The following is a 15,516-nucleotide window of genomic DNA, read 5'->3' as shown; positions in this document are numbered from 1 at the left end:
TGTCTATACAATATAGGCGTCCATTTCGGGTTGTCCAGCCATGTCCGATTCGCGTTCCCCGCACAGTTTCCATGCCGCCCACGCCCTGCTGGCCGAGGGTTGGGTCCGCGATGTCCGCCTGCAGGTGCAGGACGGTCGCATCGCGGCCATCAGCACGGGGCAGGGCGCGCAGGCGGGCGACACCCGCGTCGGCATCCTGGTGCCGGGCCTGCCCAACCTGCACAGCCATGCTTTCCAGCGCGGCATGGCCGGGCTGACCGAGATCGGCGGCGGCGACGGTGACAGCTTCTGGAGCTGGCGCGAGCTGATGTACCGTTTCCTGGCCCACCTGCGCCCAGACGCGGTGCAGGCCATTGCCGCCCAGGCCTATATGGAAATGCTGGAAAGTGGCTTCACCCGCGTCGGTGAATTCCATTACCTGCACCACGACGCCGAGGGCCACGCCTATGCCAACCGCGCCGAGATGAGTGCACGGATCGCGGCGGCAGCCGAGCAGACCGGCATCGGCCTGACCCTGCTGCCGGTGTTCTATGCGCATGCCGATTTCGGCGGGGCGGCGCCGAATCCAGCGCAGCGGCGCCTGATCCACGACGTGGACGGCTTCGCGCAGCTGCTGGAGGCCGCCAAGCCGGCCTTGGCCGCGCTGCCCGACGCGGTGCTCGGCATCGCACCGCACAGCCTGCGTGCGGTCACCGGCGAGGAACTGAGTGCGTTGCTGCCGCTGACCGACGGCCCGGTGCACATCCATATCGCCGAGCAGGTGCGCGAAGTGGAGGCCTGCCTGGCCTGGAGCGGCCAGCGCCCGGTGCAGTGGCTGTACAACCATGCGCCGGTGGATGCGCGCTGGTGCCTGGTGCATGCCACCCATATCACTGATGACGAGCGCGCGGCCATCGTCGCCAGCCAGGCCGTGGCCGGCCTGTGCCCGATCACCGAGGCCAACCTGGGCGACGGCCTGTTCCCGATGCAGGCGTTCGCGCGCGAGGGCGGGCTCTTCGGCGTCGGTTCCGATTCCAATGTGCTGATCGACGCGGCCGAAGAACTGCGCCTGCTCGAGTACGGCCAGCGGCTTACCCTGCGCGGGCGCAACGTGCTGGCGCCGGATGCCACCCGCAGCAGCGGTCGTTTCCTGTTTGAAGGTGCACTGCACGGTGGCGCACAGGCGCTGGGCGTGGCCGCCGGCCTGCAGGTCGGCGCCAGTGCCGACCTGGTTGAACTGGACGCCGCACACCCGGCGCTGCAGGCGCGACAGGATGACGCATGGCTTGACAGCTGGGTGTTCGCCGCACGTAATGGCGCGCTGCGATCGGTCTGGCGCCATGGCCGCCAGTGCGTGGCCGAGGGCCGCCACCTGCAGCGCGAGGCGATCACCAGCGCCTTCGCTGCCGCCCTGCGCGGCGTGCTGGGCTGATCGCCTCCCGCCACCGAGACCCCATTACGTGAAGGCCAGCAAGTCCGCCACGCTCAACCAGCGTATCCGCAGCGATCTGGAAAGCCGCATCCTCAGTGGAGAGTGGGCGCCGGGCTTCCGGATTCCGTACGAGCACGAGTTGATGGAGCAGTACGGATGCTCGCGGATGACAGTGAACAAGGTGCTGACCGCACTGGCCGAGAGCGGCATGATCGAGCGCCGCCGTCGCGCGGGTTCGTTCGTGGCGCGTCAGCCACCGCACCTGGAGCAGGTGGCGCTGGAGATTCCCGATATCGCGATGGAAGTCGGCTCGCGGGGACATCAGTACGCCTATCGACTGCTGCAGCGCGACCTGCGCCTGGCCGATGCCGGCAATGCCGGCGAAGTCGAGCTGGCCGGCAGCGAAATGCTGCTGGCGATGCGCTGCCTGCACCTGGCCGATCGCCGCCCGCTGGCACTGGAGCACCGCCTGATCAGCCCGGTGGGCGTGCCCGAGGTGTTGGAGGTCGACTTCAGCACCACCGCCCCGGGCAGCTGGCTGCTGCAGAACGTGTCCTGGACCCGTGCCCAGCATCGCATCAGTGCCTGGGGCGCGGATACTGCCACCGCCAGGCTGCTGGATGTGAAGCCCGGTACCGCCTGCCTGGTGATCGAACGCCTGACCTGGCGTGGCGAACAGCCGATCACCCGCGTTCGCCAGGTGTTCCTGGGGGATGCCTGGGACCTGGTGGCGCGCTTCGCGCCGGGCGCGCGATAGGGATTCCATCCACGCATGGCGTGGATCTACTCTGCCGAAACGACTGTCGCCTTGAACTCTGTCGGGGCGTGTGTACGATGTGTATCGTCCCTGCATGAAGAGCAGGGACCTCATCCGGGAACTGGAAGCGGCAGGTTGGATCTGTCGTCGGATCCGCGGATCCCATCATGTATTCGTGCACTCGCAGCACCCTCACATCATCACCGTTCCTCACCCAAGGAAGGATCTGGGGAAAGGGCTGGTGCAGGCGTTGCGGAAGCTCGCAGGACTGACGTAGGAGGGCCCATGCGATATCCAGTCTTGATCGAGGCGGGCGATGAGCGCACCGCGTGGGGTGTGGTCGTTCCAGATCTGCCGGGGTGCTTCTCAGCGGCCGACACGCTTGATGATGCGCTCACTGCGGCGGAAGAGGCGGCGCTCGCCTGGATTGATGTGGCCCTGGATGAGGGGCGCTCGATTCCGACACCTTCAGCGCCGCAGAAGATCGCCGCCGAGGCATCCAAGGACATCTGTTGGATTCTTGCGTACATCTGCGTTGATCCGGCTCTGCTGGACGACACCATCGAGCGGGTCAATATCAGCCTGCCACGCCGGATCCTGGCGAGGCTGGATGCGCAGGCCAGAGCGGCGGGTGAATCGCGCTCCAGTTACATCGCCCATCTCGCGGCATTGGGCTGAGCTGGCGCCATGTGGAGCCGAGCCGATGCTCGGCTGCTGTTCGCGTGTGGCTCAACTCTGCAAAGGCATCCACGCGTGGCGTGGATCTACCAAGGGGTCGCGCATCGGGGTTCAGTAAATCCACGCCATGCGCGGATGCTGCGCCATCAATACGTAGCGCACTGCCGCCAGCGTACGGGCTCATCCACGCCGGGGCGGGCGTTGAGCTGGATGCGCACGTTGCGCAGCGCGGGGTAGTGCAGCACTTCCTCGCAGACCAGCGGCCACACCGCGTCCAGTTCGCCGGTGCGGTTGATCGCCAGCGTCTGCCGGGTCAGCCAGACACCGCTGGCGATGCCGGGCTTGCCGGCCAGGGCACGGGCCAGATCGGCCTGGAAGCGCTCCAGCGTGGCGGCATCCGGGTTGGGATTGCTGCGCGCGTCGGTCGCGGGGGCGACGGCAGGCGTGGGAGCGGGGGCGGCCGCAGGGACTGCTTCGATCGGGGCGGGTGCGGCTGAAGGCGCGGCCGAAGGCGTTGCCACCACCGGCGCCGCAGCGACCGGAGTGGCCTCTTCCACATGCAGGCCCTGCAGACCCAGGCCGACAAGCAGCCCCAGCGTGGCCGCACCCAGTGCGGCAATGGCAATGCGGCGCAGCGCTTCGTGCCGGGCGCTGGCGCGCACGCGCGCTTCGATGTCGCCGGGCAGGTAGGGCTGCAGCAACGGCCACAGGCGCGGCCCGTCCAGCACTTCAACCGCCTGCTTCTCGGCGGCGCCACGGCCGTCGCGTTCGATACGGCCTTCGGTCAGCAGTACGCCACCCTTGGCGCCGGCCAGGCGCGCGGCCGCACCCAGTTCGTTCACCGCGGCGGTGCCGATGCGGTAGGCCAGGCCGTGCTTGCACGACACCAGCCATTGATTGGGGCCATCGCTGAGCAGAAAGTCGCTGCTCGGCTCGCGGGCATCTTCGGCCGGATCGATCAGCTCACGCAGGCCGCGCTGTTCGCGCAGCATGCGCTTGACCAGAACCGAGAATTCGCGCCAGTGCATGCCTGCCAGAGCCTGCAGGCCGAGTTGCATCTCCTTCTGCCGCCGCTTGATCCACCACAGATAGACAACGGCCAGGGAACAGGTAAGCAGGGCCGACAGCAGGGCCAGGATCCAGGGGAGCATGCAGGAGTAGGGCGGAAGGGGCGAAAGCGGAGAGCGACAGTGTAAAGGTCGCGGTGCCCGGCTGGGTCAGGATGTTCCTGACAGGAAGCGTGATGGAGCGCGCAGATCGGTATACGGCGGACACGAAAAACCCGCCAATCCTGAAGCCGTGAGGGGAGGGAACAAACGGCAGCCGAAGCGATTGGCGGGTTGCTCGCGATTGTCAATCAAAATTTATTGCATTGCAACAATTGCGCTCAGGGAATGCTGTCCGGCGATTGATGGCTGCCCGGGGCGGGGGCATCTGCACCCGAAGCTGCCCGGTTTTCCAGCCTGGCCAGGCGCGCGTGCAGGGCATCGATGCGGGCTTCCAGCGCGGTCACCTCGTCGGCAGTGGGTACATGCAGGCGCTTGAGCACGCCCTGTACCTGGTCATCAAAGGCCTTCTCGACCTTGTTCCAGGTGCCGGAGGCCTTCTCGCGGGCCTCGTCCAGTGAGGTTTCGACGTTGTCACGCCAGCCCGGGCCCTGTTCGCCGCTGCGTTCACGGCGGCGGGCTTCCCAGGCTTCGCCTTCCTTCACCAGGCCGTCGAAGAAGCGGCTGCCCTCGGCCTGCGCGCGCCCCAGCGCACCCAGCCCGGCCAGCCAGACCTGTTGCGCCGAATCGCTGAGCTTGCGCGAGAAGCGCTCGGCCTGGTCACCGAAAGAGGCGTCGTCGTTGCGGCGGTCGTCGTTCTCGTAGTGGTTCATCGCACTTCCCGTGGGAGTTGGGCCTGCCCCGAGAGTAGCGCGCGGTGGCGTTGCACGGCCGTGATGGCCGCCGCTGGGGTTCAGCCCAGCTTTTCCTTCAGCACGCGCTGGATCTCGCCTTCGACCATGCCCTTCATCGCCGACAGCAGGAAACCGAGCTTGGCGGTCACGCGCACGGCGCCCGGCTGCAGTTCGATCGCACCGTCCACACCGCTGCCGGAGAAGTTCAGGACGTCGGCGGTCCAGGACGACTTCAGGCCGAAGCGCTCGGACAGCTTGGCAGCGACCTGTTCGATCGCGGCGCGCGCCTGTGCGTCGGGCAGGGCGTGGGCGTGGCGGACATCGATGGTGGACATGCAGGCTCCTGGCGCAGGGCGGGGATGATCAAAGAGGGCGAGCATTGTGCGCATCAAGGGCCGCCGCGCCAAGCACTCATCGTGGGTTCTTCTTCGTTGGCGACCAACCTGCTAGGCTGCGCCGCGTGCAGAACCTGCTAGTTCACTTCAGTCAGCAACAACAGCCCGACCAGCCCCTGCGGCCCGGGGTGCAGCGCATCGTGCGCCAGGCCAACGGCAGCGTGCGGCTCGGTGATGCCGGCCACGGCGCCCTGCTGCTGGCCCAGTTCTGCATGGACGATCGCGGCCTCTGGCTGCAGGTCGGCAATGGCATCCGCGGCATCCACGTCAATGGTCGACCGGTGCGCCGGATGGCCCTGCTGCGCGCGGGCGATGCGGTATACGTGGATGGCGTGGAGATGGTGCTGCAGGGCGAAGTCGAGAGCCTGCTGCAGGCGCCTGCGCCGAAGAACGAGGATGGCAGCGACGAGCAGCAACGACTGCTGCGCGGTGTCGGTGGCCTGCACCATGGCCGCAGTTTCACCCTGTCGCAGGCCCGCCTGATCGGCCGCGGCAACGAGGCCGACATCGCCATCGATGACCCGGCCTTCGCCGAACAGCATGCCCGCGTGGAAGTGCACGGCGAGCGCGTGCTGCTGCGCGACCTGGGCAGCGCCGACGGTACCCGGGTCAACGGCGTGGCCGTGCGCCACTGCTGGCTGCAGGCCGGCGACCAGGTCGTGTTCGATGGCCAGCACCGGTTCGTGCTGGAAGTGCCGCACGATCCGCGCCGGCGGCCGCTGCCCGCCGAGGACGACGCCAGCCACGAGGCCGAGCAGGCGCCGGTGCTGCCGGCCGCGCCGCGCAGGGTCCGGCGCTGGCCGTGGCTGCTGGTGAGTGCGCTGCTGCTGGCCGCACTGCTCAGCCTGCTGCTCTGGTTCGGCGCGCGCTGATCTGAATCCGCTGGGTCCGCGCCCTGGTGGGTGCCGACCTTGATCGGCACGCTCCGTCGGCGGGCTTGACGCCTGGCAGCACACGGCTTTGGTGGGTGCCGACCTTGGTCGGCACGCTTGTTCGGCGGGCATGACGCCTGACGGCGTACGCCGACCAAGGTCGGCGACTACCGGGGCTTTGCTGCTGATCTGAATCCGCTGGGTCCGCGCGCTGGTGGGTGCCGACCTTGATCGGCACGCCTCTTCGGCGGGCATGACGCCTGACGGCGCATGGCTTTGGTAGGTGCCGACCTTGGTCGGCACGCTTTTTCGGCGGGCATGACGCCTGACGGCGTACGCCGACCGAGGTCGGCGACTACCGGCGCCACGCCGGCGGCGAATGGATTCCAATGAAACCAAATTTCCCTTGCCGCACTAGGCCGCAAGGCTGGTGCACTGCGGCATACTAGGGGTCTTGCCCCACAGGTGTGACATGACGCGCGCGTTCAACTTCAGTGCCGGCCCTGCGACCTTGCCGGAATCGGTCCTGCGCCAGGCGCAGGCGGAAATGCTGGACTGGCACGGTAGTGGTGCCTCGATCGTGGAAATGAGCCATCGCGGCGCGGAATTCATGTCCGTGGCCGCCGAGGCCGAGGCCGACCTGCGCCGCCTGCTCGATATCCCCGACGACTACGCGGTGCTGTTCCTGTCCGGTGGTGCCACCACCCAGCAGGCGCTCATCCCGCTCAACTTCGCCAGCCCCGGCCAGCGCGCCGACTACGTGGTCAGTGGCCATTGGGGAAAGACTGCGGTCAAGCAGGCCGGCGTCTACGTCGACGTCAACATTGCCGCCAGCAGCGAGCCCGACGGCTATCGCACGCTGCCGCCCCGCGCCGACTGGCAGCTCTCGCCCGACGCCGCCTATGTGCACATCACCGCCAACGAGACCATCCACGGCGTCGAGTTCCGTGATGTGCCGGATACCGGCGATGTGCCGCTGGTGGCGGACTTCAGCTCGTCCATCGCCAGCGAGCCGCTGGATGTACGCCGCTACGGTGTGATCTATGCCGGCGCGCAGAAGAACCTGGGCCCGGTCGGCATCGCAGTGATGATCGTCCGCCGCGATCTGCTCGAGCGCACTGGCCAGCCGCGCGCGGACATCTTCGATTACCGCTCGCATGTCGCCCGCGATTCGATGCTCAACACCCCGCCGACCTGGAACTGGTACCTGGCCGGCCTGGTGTTCAAGTGGATGCTGGCCGAAGGCGGCGTGGCCGAATTCGCCAGGCGCAATGCCGCCAAGGCGGCACTGGTGTACGGCGCCATCGATGGCTCCGGCGGCTTCTACCGCAACGAGGTCGCGCATGCGGCACGCTCGCGGATGAACATCCCGTTCTTCCTGCCCGATGCCGGGCTTGATGCCCGCTTCGTCGCCGAAGCCAAGGCTGCCGGCCTGCTGGCGCTGAAGGGACACAAGGTGGTCGGGGGCATCCGTGCCTCGCTGTACAACGCCATGCCGCTGGCCGGGGCCGAGGCGCTGGTCGCCTTCATGGCCGATTTCCAGCAGCGTCACGGCTGAGCAATGAACGGCGCGCACCGTCGGGTGCGGGTCCCGCAACAAGGAATTCCGATGGCAAGCAGCAAATCCAGCAAGAAGGCGCCGAAGAAGGCCGAACCGGCCAAGGACAGCGCGCCCAGCAAGGCGAAGGGCAAGGCCAAGGCCGCCTCGAACCCGGCACCCACCCTGGCACCGCTGGCGCTGGCCGATGTGCGCTCGAAGATCGACCAGATCGACCGTGACATCCAGAGCCTGATCGCCGAGCGCGCGCGCTTCGCCCACCAGGTCGGCAAGGCCAAGGGCAAGCTGGCCGCCGCTGTCGACTACTACCGCCCCGAGCGCGAAGCGCAGGTGCTACGCATGGTGGTGGACCGCAATGAAGGCCCGCTCAGCGACGAGCTGCTGGTGCATGTCTATCGCGAGATCATGTCGGCCTGCCTGGCCCAGCAGGAGCCGCTGAAGATCGGCTACCTCGGCCCGGAAGGCACCTTCAGCCAGCAGGCCGTGCTCAAGCACTTCGGCCGCTCCGCGCTGGGCCTGCCGATGGCCAGCATCGAGGAAGTGTTCCAGGAAGTGGAAGCGGGCAACGCCGATTTCGGCGTGGTGCCGGTGGAGAATTCGGGACAGGGCACCATCCAGATCACCCTGGACATGTTCCTGACCTCCAACCTGAAGATCTGTGGCGAAGTGGAACTGCGCGTGCAGCAGTTCCTGATGTCGCGCAGCGGCCGCATCGAGGACATCGAGCGCATCTACGCGCATCCGCAGTCGTTCATGCAGACCTCGGCGTGGCTGCGCGCCAACCTGCCGAAGGCCGAGAAGATTCCGGTCTCGAGCAATGCCGAAGGTGCGCGTCGTGCGCGCAACGCCGACGACGCAGCGGCCATCGGCGGCGAGAGTGCCGGCCACGTATACGGCCTGAAGAAGGTGGTCACCAAGCCGATCCAGAACGATGCCGACAACACCACCCGTTTCCTGGTGGTAGGCCGCAACATCTTCCCGACCTCCGGCCACGACCGCACCTCGGTGCTGGTGTTCATCCATGACAAGCCCGGTGCGCTGTTCGATGTGCTCAGCCCGTTCGCCCGCCACGGCATCAGCATGAACCGCATCGAGTCGCGGCCGTCGCACCACGGCAAGTGGGAATACGGCTTCTTCATCGACCTGGCCGGCCACATCGACGACGCGCCGATGCAGGCGGCGCTGGCCGAACTGGAAGCGCACTCGGCGCAGATCAAGGTGCTGGGCTCCTACCCGGTGGCCGTGCCCTGAGTGCTGCTGTGGCGGCCCTGGCCGCCGCTCCCTGATGCATCGCCGGCGCTGCCGGCGTTTACGGAACGATCGAACGATGAGCAACGCGCAACACTGGATCGCCCGCAAGGGCCAGCCGCTGCAGGGCAGCCTGACCATTCCCGGCGACAAGTCGGTCTCGCACCGCTCGGTGATGTTCGCCGCGCTGGCCGATGGCACTTCGCATATCGAAGGCTTCCTGGAAGGCGAGGACACCCGCGCCACCGCGCGCATCTTCAGCCAGCTGGGTGTGCGCATCGAAACCCCCAGCCCGTCGCAGCGCATCGTGCATGGTGTGGGTATCGACGGCCTGAAAGCACCGGAGGCACCGCTGGACTGCGGCAATGCCGGCACCGGCATGCGCCTGCTGGCCGGCCTGCTGGCGGGCCAGGCGTTCGACTGCACGCTGATCGGCGATGAGTCGCTGTCCGGCCGCCCGATGCGCCGTGTCACCGGCCCGCTGTCGCAGATGGGCGCAAGGATCGATACCCAGGACGACGGCACGCCGCCGCTGCACGTGCATGGCGGCCAGACGCTGCATGGCATCGACTTCGCCTCGCCGGTGGCCAGCGCACAGATCAAGTCGGCCGTGCTGCTGGCCGGCCTGTACGCGCAGGGCGAAACCCGCGTGGTGGAACCCCACCCGACCCGCGACTACACCGAACGCATGCTGTCCGCGTTCGGCGTGGACATCGAATTCTCGCCGGGCAAGGCGCGCCTGCGGGGCGGCCAGCGCCTGCGCGCCACGGACATCGTAGTGCCGGCCGATTTTTCCTCGGCGGCGTTCTACCTGGTCGCCGCCAGCATCATTCCCGGCTCCGAGCTGCGCCTGAAGCAGGTCGGCCTGAACCCGCGTCGCACCGGCCTGCTGCACGCGCTGCGCCTGATGGGGGCGGATATCACCGAAGAGAATCCGGCCGAGCAGGGCGGTGAGCCGGTGGCCGATCTGGTGGTGCGCTACGCTCCGCTGAAGGGCGCGCGTATTCCCGAAGCACTGGTGCCGGACATGATCGACGAGTTCCCGGCGCTGTTCGTGGCCGCCGCCGCCGCCGAAGGCCAGACCGTGGTGAGCGGTGCTGCCGAACTGCGGGTGAAGGAATCCGATCGTCTTGCGGCGATGGCCACTGGCCTGCGCGCGCTGGGCATGCAGGTGGACGAGACCGAGGATGGCGCCACCCTGCACGGCGGGGCTCGGCTGGGGAGTGGCACCATCGAAAGCCACGGCGACCATCGCATCGCCATGGCATTCACCATTGCCGGCCAGATCAGCGACGGCGAAGTGCGCATCAACGACATCGCCAACGTCGCCACGTCCTTCCCGGACTTCGATGGCCTGGCGCGCAGCGCCGGCTTCAACCTGGCCTGATCGGCGGATCGCGTTTTCCGGTAGGTGCCAACCTTGGTTGGCACGCTCACATCGCCCGGTAGGTGCCAACCTTGGTTGGCATGCTCACATCGCCCGGTAGGTGCCAACCTTGGTTGGCATGCTCACATCGCCCGGTAGGTGCCAACCTTGGTTGGCACGCTCACATCGCCCGGTAGGTGCCAACCCTGGTTGGCACGCCTCTCCAGATAAAAGGACGGAGGCCGAAGCCTCCGTCTAAACATCACGAACCCCTCGTCCGCGATCAACGCTGTTCGGTACGGAAATCCACCGGGACCCGCACCACACTGGCCACTGCACGGCCTTCATGCATCGCCGGCTGGAACTTCCAGTTCTGCACGGCGCTCAGCACCGCGCGATCCAGGTCACGGCTGCGTTCGCCGCTGCGCGAAACAATCGCGGCATTGGTCACCTGGCCGCGGCTATCGACATTCAGGCTGGCGATCACGCTGCCCTGTACGCCATTACGCAGCGCGGCGGCGGGGTAGGTCGGCTTGATGTTGCCTGCCAGCGGGCGCGCCTCGCGATTGCGTACCGCAGGGGTGGCTTTGCGCTGGTTGCCGACCGGTGCGGCCTGGCGGGCCGCCGGCTCCTGCGCGTCGGCCACCGGCGCCTGCTCGGGGGCGGGCAGCATGCGCTCGCCGACCGGTGCCGGCGCCACGTCTTCCTGATTCGAGTGACGCAGCCAGAGCAGCGCGGCGGCAAACATCGCCACGATCAGCGCGATCCACATCCAGGGCGACGTGGGCTTGTGCTGTTCGCTGGCGTCCTGCTGCAGCTGCGGCGAATGAAGGTCTTCGTGGGTGGTGGCGGTCATCGCAAACTCCTTCCGTCAATGGACGACGGGGAGAGTGTTGCGCGGGCCAGTGGCGGGAAGTGTCAGCGTTGCGTCAACGTCACCGGCAGGGTTCAGGTTGCCTGCCGGGAAACGTTCAGTTACTGGGTCTTGAAGTCGAACGGCACTTCAATGCTGCCCGGTACGGCCTGGCCGTTGCTCTGCGCCGGGGTGAAACGCCAGCGGCGCACGGCGTCGGTGGCGGCACGGTCGAGCTCGCGTGAGCCGCTGCGCTGGATCACCGTGGCATTGTTCGGGTAGCCGGTGGCATCCACGTCCACGCGCACCACCACGCTGCCGGTCTCGCCCGCGCGCAGGGCCGCGGCCGGGTAGGCCGGCGGCGGCGACTGGCCGGCAATCGGCATCGGCTGGCTGTTGCCGGTGGCGGCTGGCGCAGGGCTCGGCGTGGCCGGGGCCGGTTCAGCGATGGGCGCCGGCGGCGGCGGGGCGGTTTCGACCAGCTTCGGGGCGTCGTCCTCTACCGGGGCCGGCTTGGCATCGGGCATGTCGCTGGAGCCTGCGGCGGCGGCCAGCGGTTCCGGCAGCGGTTCCACCTGCGCGGTCTCCTGCGGGGTCTGCGCGGCCGGATCGGCACGGAAGAACTCCTTGTCGCGGCCGGTCAACCAGACCAGCACGAACAACAGCACGCCCACGCCGAAGGCGATGCCGGCGATCTTCAGGGCGTTGCGCGGGATATGCACAGTGAACGACTTGGCGGACGACGAGCGGGGTGCAGACATGGACCGGACCAGTACGGAATAGCCCGATTCTGCCACGCCAGGAATGAACCGGGCGGCAGAAATCCGTATAACAAGCGATAATCCTATCCCTGATACCCACCACGACACCTGCCATGCTTGATCCAGCCCTGCTCCGCCACCAGCCCGCCGACCTCGCCGAACGCCTGCGCACCAGCCGCGGCTTCGAGCTCGACGTGTCTGCCCTGGAGTCCCTGGAGGCGGATCGCAAGCGCATCCAGGTGCGGACCCAGGAGCTGCAGAGCCTGCGCAACAGCCGTTCCAAGGCCATCGGCCAGGCCAAGGCCAAGGGCGAGGACGTCTCGGCCATCATGGCCGAGGTCGCTGCCTTCGCCGACGAGCTGAAGGCCTCGGAAGTGGCGCTGGACGAACTGCGCGAGAAGATCGAAGCGATCTCGATGGGCATTCCGAACCTGCCGGCCGACGACGTGCCGGCCGGTGCCGACGAGAACGACAACGTCGAGCAGGCGCGCTGGGGTACCCCGCGCCAGTTTGATTTCAAGGTGCTCGACCACGTCGAACTGGGCGCCCGCAACGGCTGGCTGGACGGCGAGACCGCGGCCAAGCTGTCCGGCTCGCGCTTCACCGTGCTGCGTGGCCCGATCGCGCGCCTGCACCGCGCCCTGGCCCAGTTCATGGTCGACCTGCACACCGGCGAGCACGGCTACGAGGAGACCAACGTGCCGCTGCTGGTCAACGCCGACTCGCTGCGCGGCACCAGCCAGCTGCCGAAGTTCGAGGACGACCTGTTCAAGACCGCCGTGGGCGACTCCACGCGTTACCTGATCCCGACCTCGGAAGTGCCGCTGACCAACATCGTGCGCGATGAGATCGTCGACGCCGAGCGCCTGCCGCTGCGCATGACCGCCCACTCGATGTGCTTCCGTGCCGAGGCCGGCAGCGGTGGCCGCGACGTGCGCGGCATGATCCGCCAGCATCAGTTCGAGAAGGTCGAGCTGGTCTCGATCAGCCGCCCGGAAGACAGCGACGCCGAACACCAGCGCATGACCCGCTGCGCCGAAGTGGTGCTGGAAAAGCTGGGCCTGCCGTACCGCAAGGTGCTGCTGTGCACCGGCGACATGGGCTTCTCGGCGGTGAAGACCTATGACCTGGAAGTCTGGCTGCCGTCGCAGGAGACCTACCGTGAGATCTCCTCGTGCTCGAACTGTGGTGACTTCCAGGCCCGCCGCATGCAGGCGCGCTGGCGCAACCCGGCCACCGGCAAGCCGGAGCTGGCGCACACGCTGAACGGCTCGGGCGTGGCCGTTGGCCGCGCGATGATCGCGGTGATGGAGAACTACCAGAACGCCGACGGCAGCATCACCGTGCCGGAGGCCCTGCGCCCGTACATGGGTGGCCTGGAAACCATTGGCTGATAGCCGGCGCTGCGCGCCGCCGCCCGAGCATGGGCTCGGGCGCTACAGATCTGTGTAGAGCCGAGCCTATGCTCGGCTCTCCTTTATGGCCCGCAGCTTCTCCAGCGGCACCCATCCCGGTTCGCCGTTCTCCGGCACGCACCATGCCCAGCCATTGAGCGTGCGCATCCCGCGCAGCGTCTGCCCGGGGTCCACATCCAGTTCGCGCGCGCAGTAATCCTGCGTGGCAAACGCGCCACCCTGCGCATCGCGGCCGATCACCGGCGCCGGCACGAATCCGGGCTGCTGCCCCTCGGCCTCGCAGAGGAACCAGTCGTCCCAGCCCTCCGGGCCTTCATAACGTTCGCCCACCACCAGCGCCTGGCCGCGGCGCAGGATGATCGGGTGCGGAAATTCGCTGCGGTGCGCAGCCGTCACGATGTAGTTCATGCCCCCAGCCTAGCGCGCCGCAAAAGAAAACGGCCCCGCACAGCGGGGCCGCCAGGGTGGGCCGGGAGGGGGAGGGGATCCCGGCCCGCGTTCAGCGCCCAGACGAGGAGAGAGGGGCGCCGAACGTTGGAACGCGTTACGCCGCGACGGCTTCGGCCGCTTCGTGCGACGGCAGCGCCGCCAGCGCACCGGCGATGGCGTCTTCACGGTGCTGCGGCGAGTAGGCGATGCCCTCGGCGCGCACGAACTCGACTTCGTTGATGCCCATGAAGGCGAACACCTGGCGCAGGAACGGCTCCTGGAAGTCGGCCGGCGAGTCGGTATAGATGCCGCCACGGCTGCTGGCGATGATCACCCGCTTGCCACCGGCCAGGCCCACCGGGCCGTTCTCGGTGTACTTGAAGGTGCGGCCGGCCACGGCCACGCGGTCGATCCAAGCCTTCAACGTGGACGGGATGCTGAAGTTGTACATCGGCGCGCCGATCACCACGATGTCGGCCTCCAGGAACTGCTGCATCACCTGTTCAGCATCGGTCGCTTCAGCGGCGTCGGTCTTGGCCAGCGAGCTGCTGCGCAGGTGCGGTACCGGATTGGCGTCAAGATCGCGATAATCGACCTGCAGGCCGTCGATCTGGCTGGCGAGGCGGGCGACCACGGCGGCCGACAGCTGGCGCGAGACGGAGTTGTCGCCAAGCACGCTGGCGTCGAGATGCAGAAGCTTCATGGCAGTCACCTATGTTCTGGGAGGAGGGGGCGGGGTGGCCCCGCCGACGGAGAGAACGATAGGTTGTTGCAAAGGCGGAATAAAGGTGATTGAATGCCACGTATTGTTCTAGATATGGAACTCGGGCATGCATGACCTGAATGACCTGTACTACTTCGCGATGGTGGTCGACCACGGCGGATTCGCCGCCGCCGAGCGCGCTTTGGGCATCCCCAAGTCGCGACTGAGCCGCCGCATCAGCCAGCTCGAAACCGACCTGGGCGTGCGCCTGCTGCAGCGCTCCACGCGCCGTTTCGCGGTCACCGACGTCGGCACCAGCGTGCACCGGCATGCGCAGACGATGCTGGCCGAGGCCCAGGCCGCCCGCGAAGTGGTGGACCGCCTCAGCGCCGAACCGCGCGGCGTGGTGCGCGCCAGCGTGCCGGTGTCACTGGCGCAGATGCAGCTGCCCAAGCTGCTGCCCAAGTTCCTTGAGCAGTATCCGAAGGTGCGGCTGCAGCTGAACATCAGCAACCGCCGCGTGGACATCATCAACGAAGGCTACGACGTGGCCCTGCGCGTGCGTTCGCGCCTGGACGACGACGGCAGCCTGGTGATGCGCAGCTTCGGCCAGGTGCAGGAACTGCTGGTGGCCAGCCCGAAGTACCTCGACCGCGCCGGCCGCCCCAAGGACCCGGAAGAGCTGACCCAGCACGTGACCCTCAGCATCAGCGAAGACGAAGCCCGCCAGCGCTGGGAACTGCATGGCCCGGAAGGCGAAGTGCGCCGGGTCGACCTGCAGCCGCGCGTGGCCGGCTTCGACTTCCCGCTGCTGCAGAGCATGGTGAAGGACGGTTTCGGCATCACCATGCTGCCGGAAACCGTGTGCGCCGACGCCGTGCGTAATGGCGAGCTGGAAGTGGTGCTGCCGGACTGGTCGCTGCCGCAGGGCGTGTGCCACGCCGTGTTCGCCTCGCGCCGCGGCCTGCTGCCGGCGGTGCGCGTCTTCATCGACTTCCTGGCCGAGCACCTGCCGCCGCAGCTGGAGGCCTCGCGCCTGGATTGCGGTGGCGCCTGTGAAAAGGCCAAGGAGCGGATCAAGGCCAGTGCACTGGGTGCGCTGGCGGTGGATGCCGGCTGAGAAGGCGCGAAGGTAGCGCCGGGCCATGCCCGGCGTTGCTGTATTCCGGC

At 67.8% G+C, this 15,516-nt stretch carries 17 protein-coding genes; 10 read left to right on the top strand and 7 right to left on the bottom strand.

Going from position 1 to position 15,516, the window contains the following annotated elements:
• The first annotated feature begins 40 nt into the window (after positions 1 to 40).
• From AC5P7F_RS00720 to AC5P7F_RS00705, 4 genes are all read left to right on the top strand, one after another.
• A complete protein-coding gene (locus AC5P7F_RS00720; protein WP_164077074.1) occupies positions 41 to 1,411 on the top strand; it encodes a formimidoylglutamate deiminase in 1,371 nt (456 codons plus the stop codon).
• 28 nt (positions 1,412 to 1,439) lie between these two features.
• Positions 1,440 to 2,168 (top strand): histidine utilization transcriptional repressor HutC, encoded by a 729-nt coding sequence (hutC, locus tag AC5P7F_RS00715; RefSeq protein WP_197641240.1) that lies wholly within the window; start codon positions 1,440 to 1,442, stop codon positions 2,166 to 2,168.
• A 94-nt stretch (positions 2,169 to 2,262) separates the two neighbouring features.
• Positions 2,263 to 2,445, top strand: a complete 183-nt coding sequence (locus AC5P7F_RS00710; protein ID WP_080053039.1) for a type II toxin-antitoxin system HicA family toxin — start codon at positions 2,263 to 2,265, stop codon at positions 2,443 to 2,445.
• An 8-nt stretch (positions 2,446 to 2,453) separates the two neighbouring features.
• Complete coding sequence (locus tag AC5P7F_RS00705) at positions 2,454 to 2,846, top strand: type II toxin-antitoxin system HicB family antitoxin (RefSeq protein WP_041863589.1); 393 nt, start codon at positions 2,454 to 2,456, stop codon at positions 2,844 to 2,846.
• Positions 2,847 to 2,992: 146 nt separating this feature from the next.
• Here AC5P7F_RS00705 and AC5P7F_RS00700 read toward each other — a convergent pair whose 3' ends face one another.
• The 3 genes from AC5P7F_RS00700 to AC5P7F_RS00690 form a co-directional block, all read right to left on the bottom strand.
• Complete coding sequence (locus AC5P7F_RS00700; protein ID WP_164077073.1) at positions 2,993 to 3,997, bottom strand: restriction endonuclease; 1,005 nt, start codon at positions 3,995 to 3,997, stop codon at positions 2,993 to 2,995.
• A gap of 236 nt (positions 3,998 to 4,233) precedes the next feature.
• Entirely contained in the window at positions 4,234 to 4,725 is a 492-nt protein-coding gene (locus AC5P7F_RS00695; protein ID WP_032961659.1) for a phasin family protein, read from the bottom strand.
• A gap of 80 nt (positions 4,726 to 4,805) precedes the next feature.
• A complete protein-coding gene (locus AC5P7F_RS00690) occupies positions 4,806 to 5,081 on the bottom strand; it encodes a polyhydroxyalkanoic acid system family protein (RefSeq protein ID WP_005417302.1) in 276 nt (91 codons plus the stop codon).
• A gap of 125 nt (positions 5,082 to 5,206) precedes the next feature.
• On the opposite strand from AC5P7F_RS00690, the gene AC5P7F_RS00685 reads away from it, so the two are divergent.
• The 4 genes from AC5P7F_RS00685 (at position 5,207) to aroA (ending at position 10,206) form a co-directional block, all read left to right on the top strand.
• Positions 5,207 to 6,013 carry an FHA domain-containing protein gene (locus tag AC5P7F_RS00685; protein WP_032961655.1) on the top strand — a complete coding sequence of 269 codons (807 nt, stop codon included), beginning with the start codon at positions 5,207 to 5,209 and terminating at the stop codon, positions 6,011 to 6,013.
• A gap of 472 nt (positions 6,014 to 6,485) precedes the next feature.
• The gene (gene serC / locus AC5P7F_RS00680; RefSeq protein WP_014647617.1) at positions 6,486 to 7,571 is read left to right on the top strand and encodes a 3-phosphoserine/phosphohydroxythreonine transaminase; all 1,086 of its coding nucleotides are present in this window, start codon (positions 6,486 to 6,488) and stop codon (positions 7,569 to 7,571) included.
• A 51-nt stretch (positions 7,572 to 7,622) separates the two neighbouring features.
• Complete coding sequence (pheA, locus tag AC5P7F_RS00675) at positions 7,623 to 8,822, top strand: prephenate dehydratase (RefSeq protein WP_014647616.1); 1,200 nt, start codon at positions 7,623 to 7,625, stop codon at positions 8,820 to 8,822.
• 76 nt (positions 8,823 to 8,898) lie between these two features.
• Positions 8,899 to 10,206, top strand: a complete 1,308-nt coding sequence (gene aroA / locus AC5P7F_RS00670; protein ID WP_164077072.1) for a 3-phosphoshikimate 1-carboxyvinyltransferase — start codon at positions 8,899 to 8,901, stop codon at positions 10,204 to 10,206.
• Between the two features lie 262 nt (positions 10,207 to 10,468).
• On the opposite strand, the gene AC5P7F_RS00665 is transcribed toward aroA, so the two are convergent.
• Both AC5P7F_RS00665 and AC5P7F_RS00660 read right to left on the bottom strand, forming a co-directional pair.
• Entirely contained in the window at positions 10,469 to 11,041 is a 573-nt protein-coding gene (locus AC5P7F_RS00665) for an energy transducer TonB (protein WP_049442486.1), read from the bottom strand.
• A 119-nt stretch (positions 11,042 to 11,160) separates the two neighbouring features.
• On the bottom strand, positions 11,161 to 11,799 hold the full coding sequence (locus AC5P7F_RS00660; protein ID WP_032961647.1) for an energy transducer TonB: 639 nt from the start codon (positions 11,797 to 11,799) through the stop codon (positions 11,161 to 11,163).
• A gap of 113 nt (positions 11,800 to 11,912) precedes the next feature.
• On the opposite strand from AC5P7F_RS00660, the gene serS reads away from it, so the two are divergent.
• Positions 11,913 to 13,193, top strand: coding sequence for a serine--tRNA ligase (serS, locus tag AC5P7F_RS00655; RefSeq protein WP_014647612.1), 1,281 nt, complete (start codon positions 11,913 to 11,915; stop codon positions 13,191 to 13,193).
• 66 nt (positions 13,194 to 13,259) lie between these two features.
• On the opposite strand, the gene AC5P7F_RS00650 is transcribed toward serS, so the two are convergent.
• Together AC5P7F_RS00650 and AC5P7F_RS00645 are read right to left on the bottom strand one after the other, a co-directional pair.
• Positions 13,260 to 13,622: an SH3 domain-containing protein gene (locus AC5P7F_RS00650; protein WP_053495993.1), complete on the bottom strand. Its 363-nt coding sequence runs from the start codon at positions 13,620 to 13,622 to the stop codon at positions 13,260 to 13,262.
• A gap of 136 nt (positions 13,623 to 13,758) precedes the next feature.
• Complete coding sequence (locus AC5P7F_RS00645; RefSeq protein WP_014647610.1) at positions 13,759 to 14,346, bottom strand: FMN-dependent NADH-azoreductase; 588 nt, start codon at positions 14,344 to 14,346, stop codon at positions 13,759 to 13,761.
• A gap of 127 nt (positions 14,347 to 14,473) precedes the next feature.
• Here AC5P7F_RS00645 and AC5P7F_RS00640 point away from each other — a divergent pair, with 127 nt between their 5' ends.
• Positions 14,474 to 15,466, top strand: coding sequence for a LysR family transcriptional regulator (locus AC5P7F_RS00640; RefSeq protein ID WP_005410175.1), 993 nt, complete (start codon positions 14,474 to 14,476; stop codon positions 15,464 to 15,466).
• Positions 15,467 to 15,516: the final 50 nt, after the last annotated feature.

This window comes from Stenotrophomonas sp. YJH_SMC_105-26, from assembly GCF_059368915.1.
Note: the sequence above shows the minus strand (reverse complement) of the source record. Positions and strands in the feature narration are given on the sequence as shown.

Coding starts and splice junctions, on each gene's coding strand:
- pheA (WP_014647616.1), top strand. CDS start 7,623: ATGGCAAGCAGCAAATCCAGCAAGAAGGCGCCGAAGAAGGCCGAACCG.
- AC5P7F_RS00660 (WP_032961647.1), bottom strand. CDS start 11,799: ATGTCTGCACCCCGCTCGTCGTCCGCCAAGTCGTTCACTGTGCATATC.
- serC (WP_014647617.1), top strand. CDS start 6,486: ATGACGCGCGCGTTCAACTTCAGTGCCGGCCCTGCGACCTTGCCGGAA.
- AC5P7F_RS00645 (WP_014647610.1), bottom strand. CDS start 14,346: ATGAAGCTTCTGCATCTCGACGCCAGCGTGCTTGGCGACAACTCCGTC.
- serS (WP_014647612.1), top strand. CDS start 11,913: ATGCTTGATCCAGCCCTGCTCCGCCACCAGCCCGCCGACCTCGCCGAA.
- AC5P7F_RS00665 (WP_049442486.1), bottom strand. CDS start 11,041: ATGACCGCCACCACCCACGAAGACCTTCATTCGCCGCAGCTGCAGCAG.
- AC5P7F_RS00640 (WP_005410175.1), top strand. CDS start 14,474: ATGCATGACCTGAATGACCTGTACTACTTCGCGATGGTGGTCGACCAC.
- AC5P7F_RS00720 (WP_164077074.1), top strand. CDS start 41: ATGTCCGATTCGCGTTCCCCGCACAGTTTCCATGCCGCCCACGCCCTG.
- AC5P7F_RS00705 (WP_041863589.1), top strand. CDS start 2,454: ATGCGATATCCAGTCTTGATCGAGGCGGGCGATGAGCGCACCGCGTGG.
- AC5P7F_RS00700 (WP_164077073.1), bottom strand. CDS start 3,997: ATGCTCCCCTGGATCCTGGCCCTGCTGTCGGCCCTGCTTACCTGTTCC.
- AC5P7F_RS00710 (WP_080053039.1), top strand. CDS start 2,263: ATGAAGAGCAGGGACCTCATCCGGGAACTGGAAGCGGCAGGTTGGATC.
- AC5P7F_RS00650 (WP_053495993.1), bottom strand. CDS start 13,622: ATGAACTACATCGTGACGGCTGCGCACCGCAGCGAATTTCCGCACCCG.
- aroA (WP_164077072.1), top strand. CDS start 8,899: ATGAGCAACGCGCAACACTGGATCGCCCGCAAGGGCCAGCCGCTGCAG.
- AC5P7F_RS00690 (WP_005417302.1), bottom strand. CDS start 5,081: ATGTCCACCATCGATGTCCGCCACGCCCACGCCCTGCCCGACGCACAG.
- AC5P7F_RS00695 (WP_032961659.1), bottom strand. CDS start 4,725: ATGAACCACTACGAGAACGACGACCGCCGCAACGACGACGCCTCTTTC.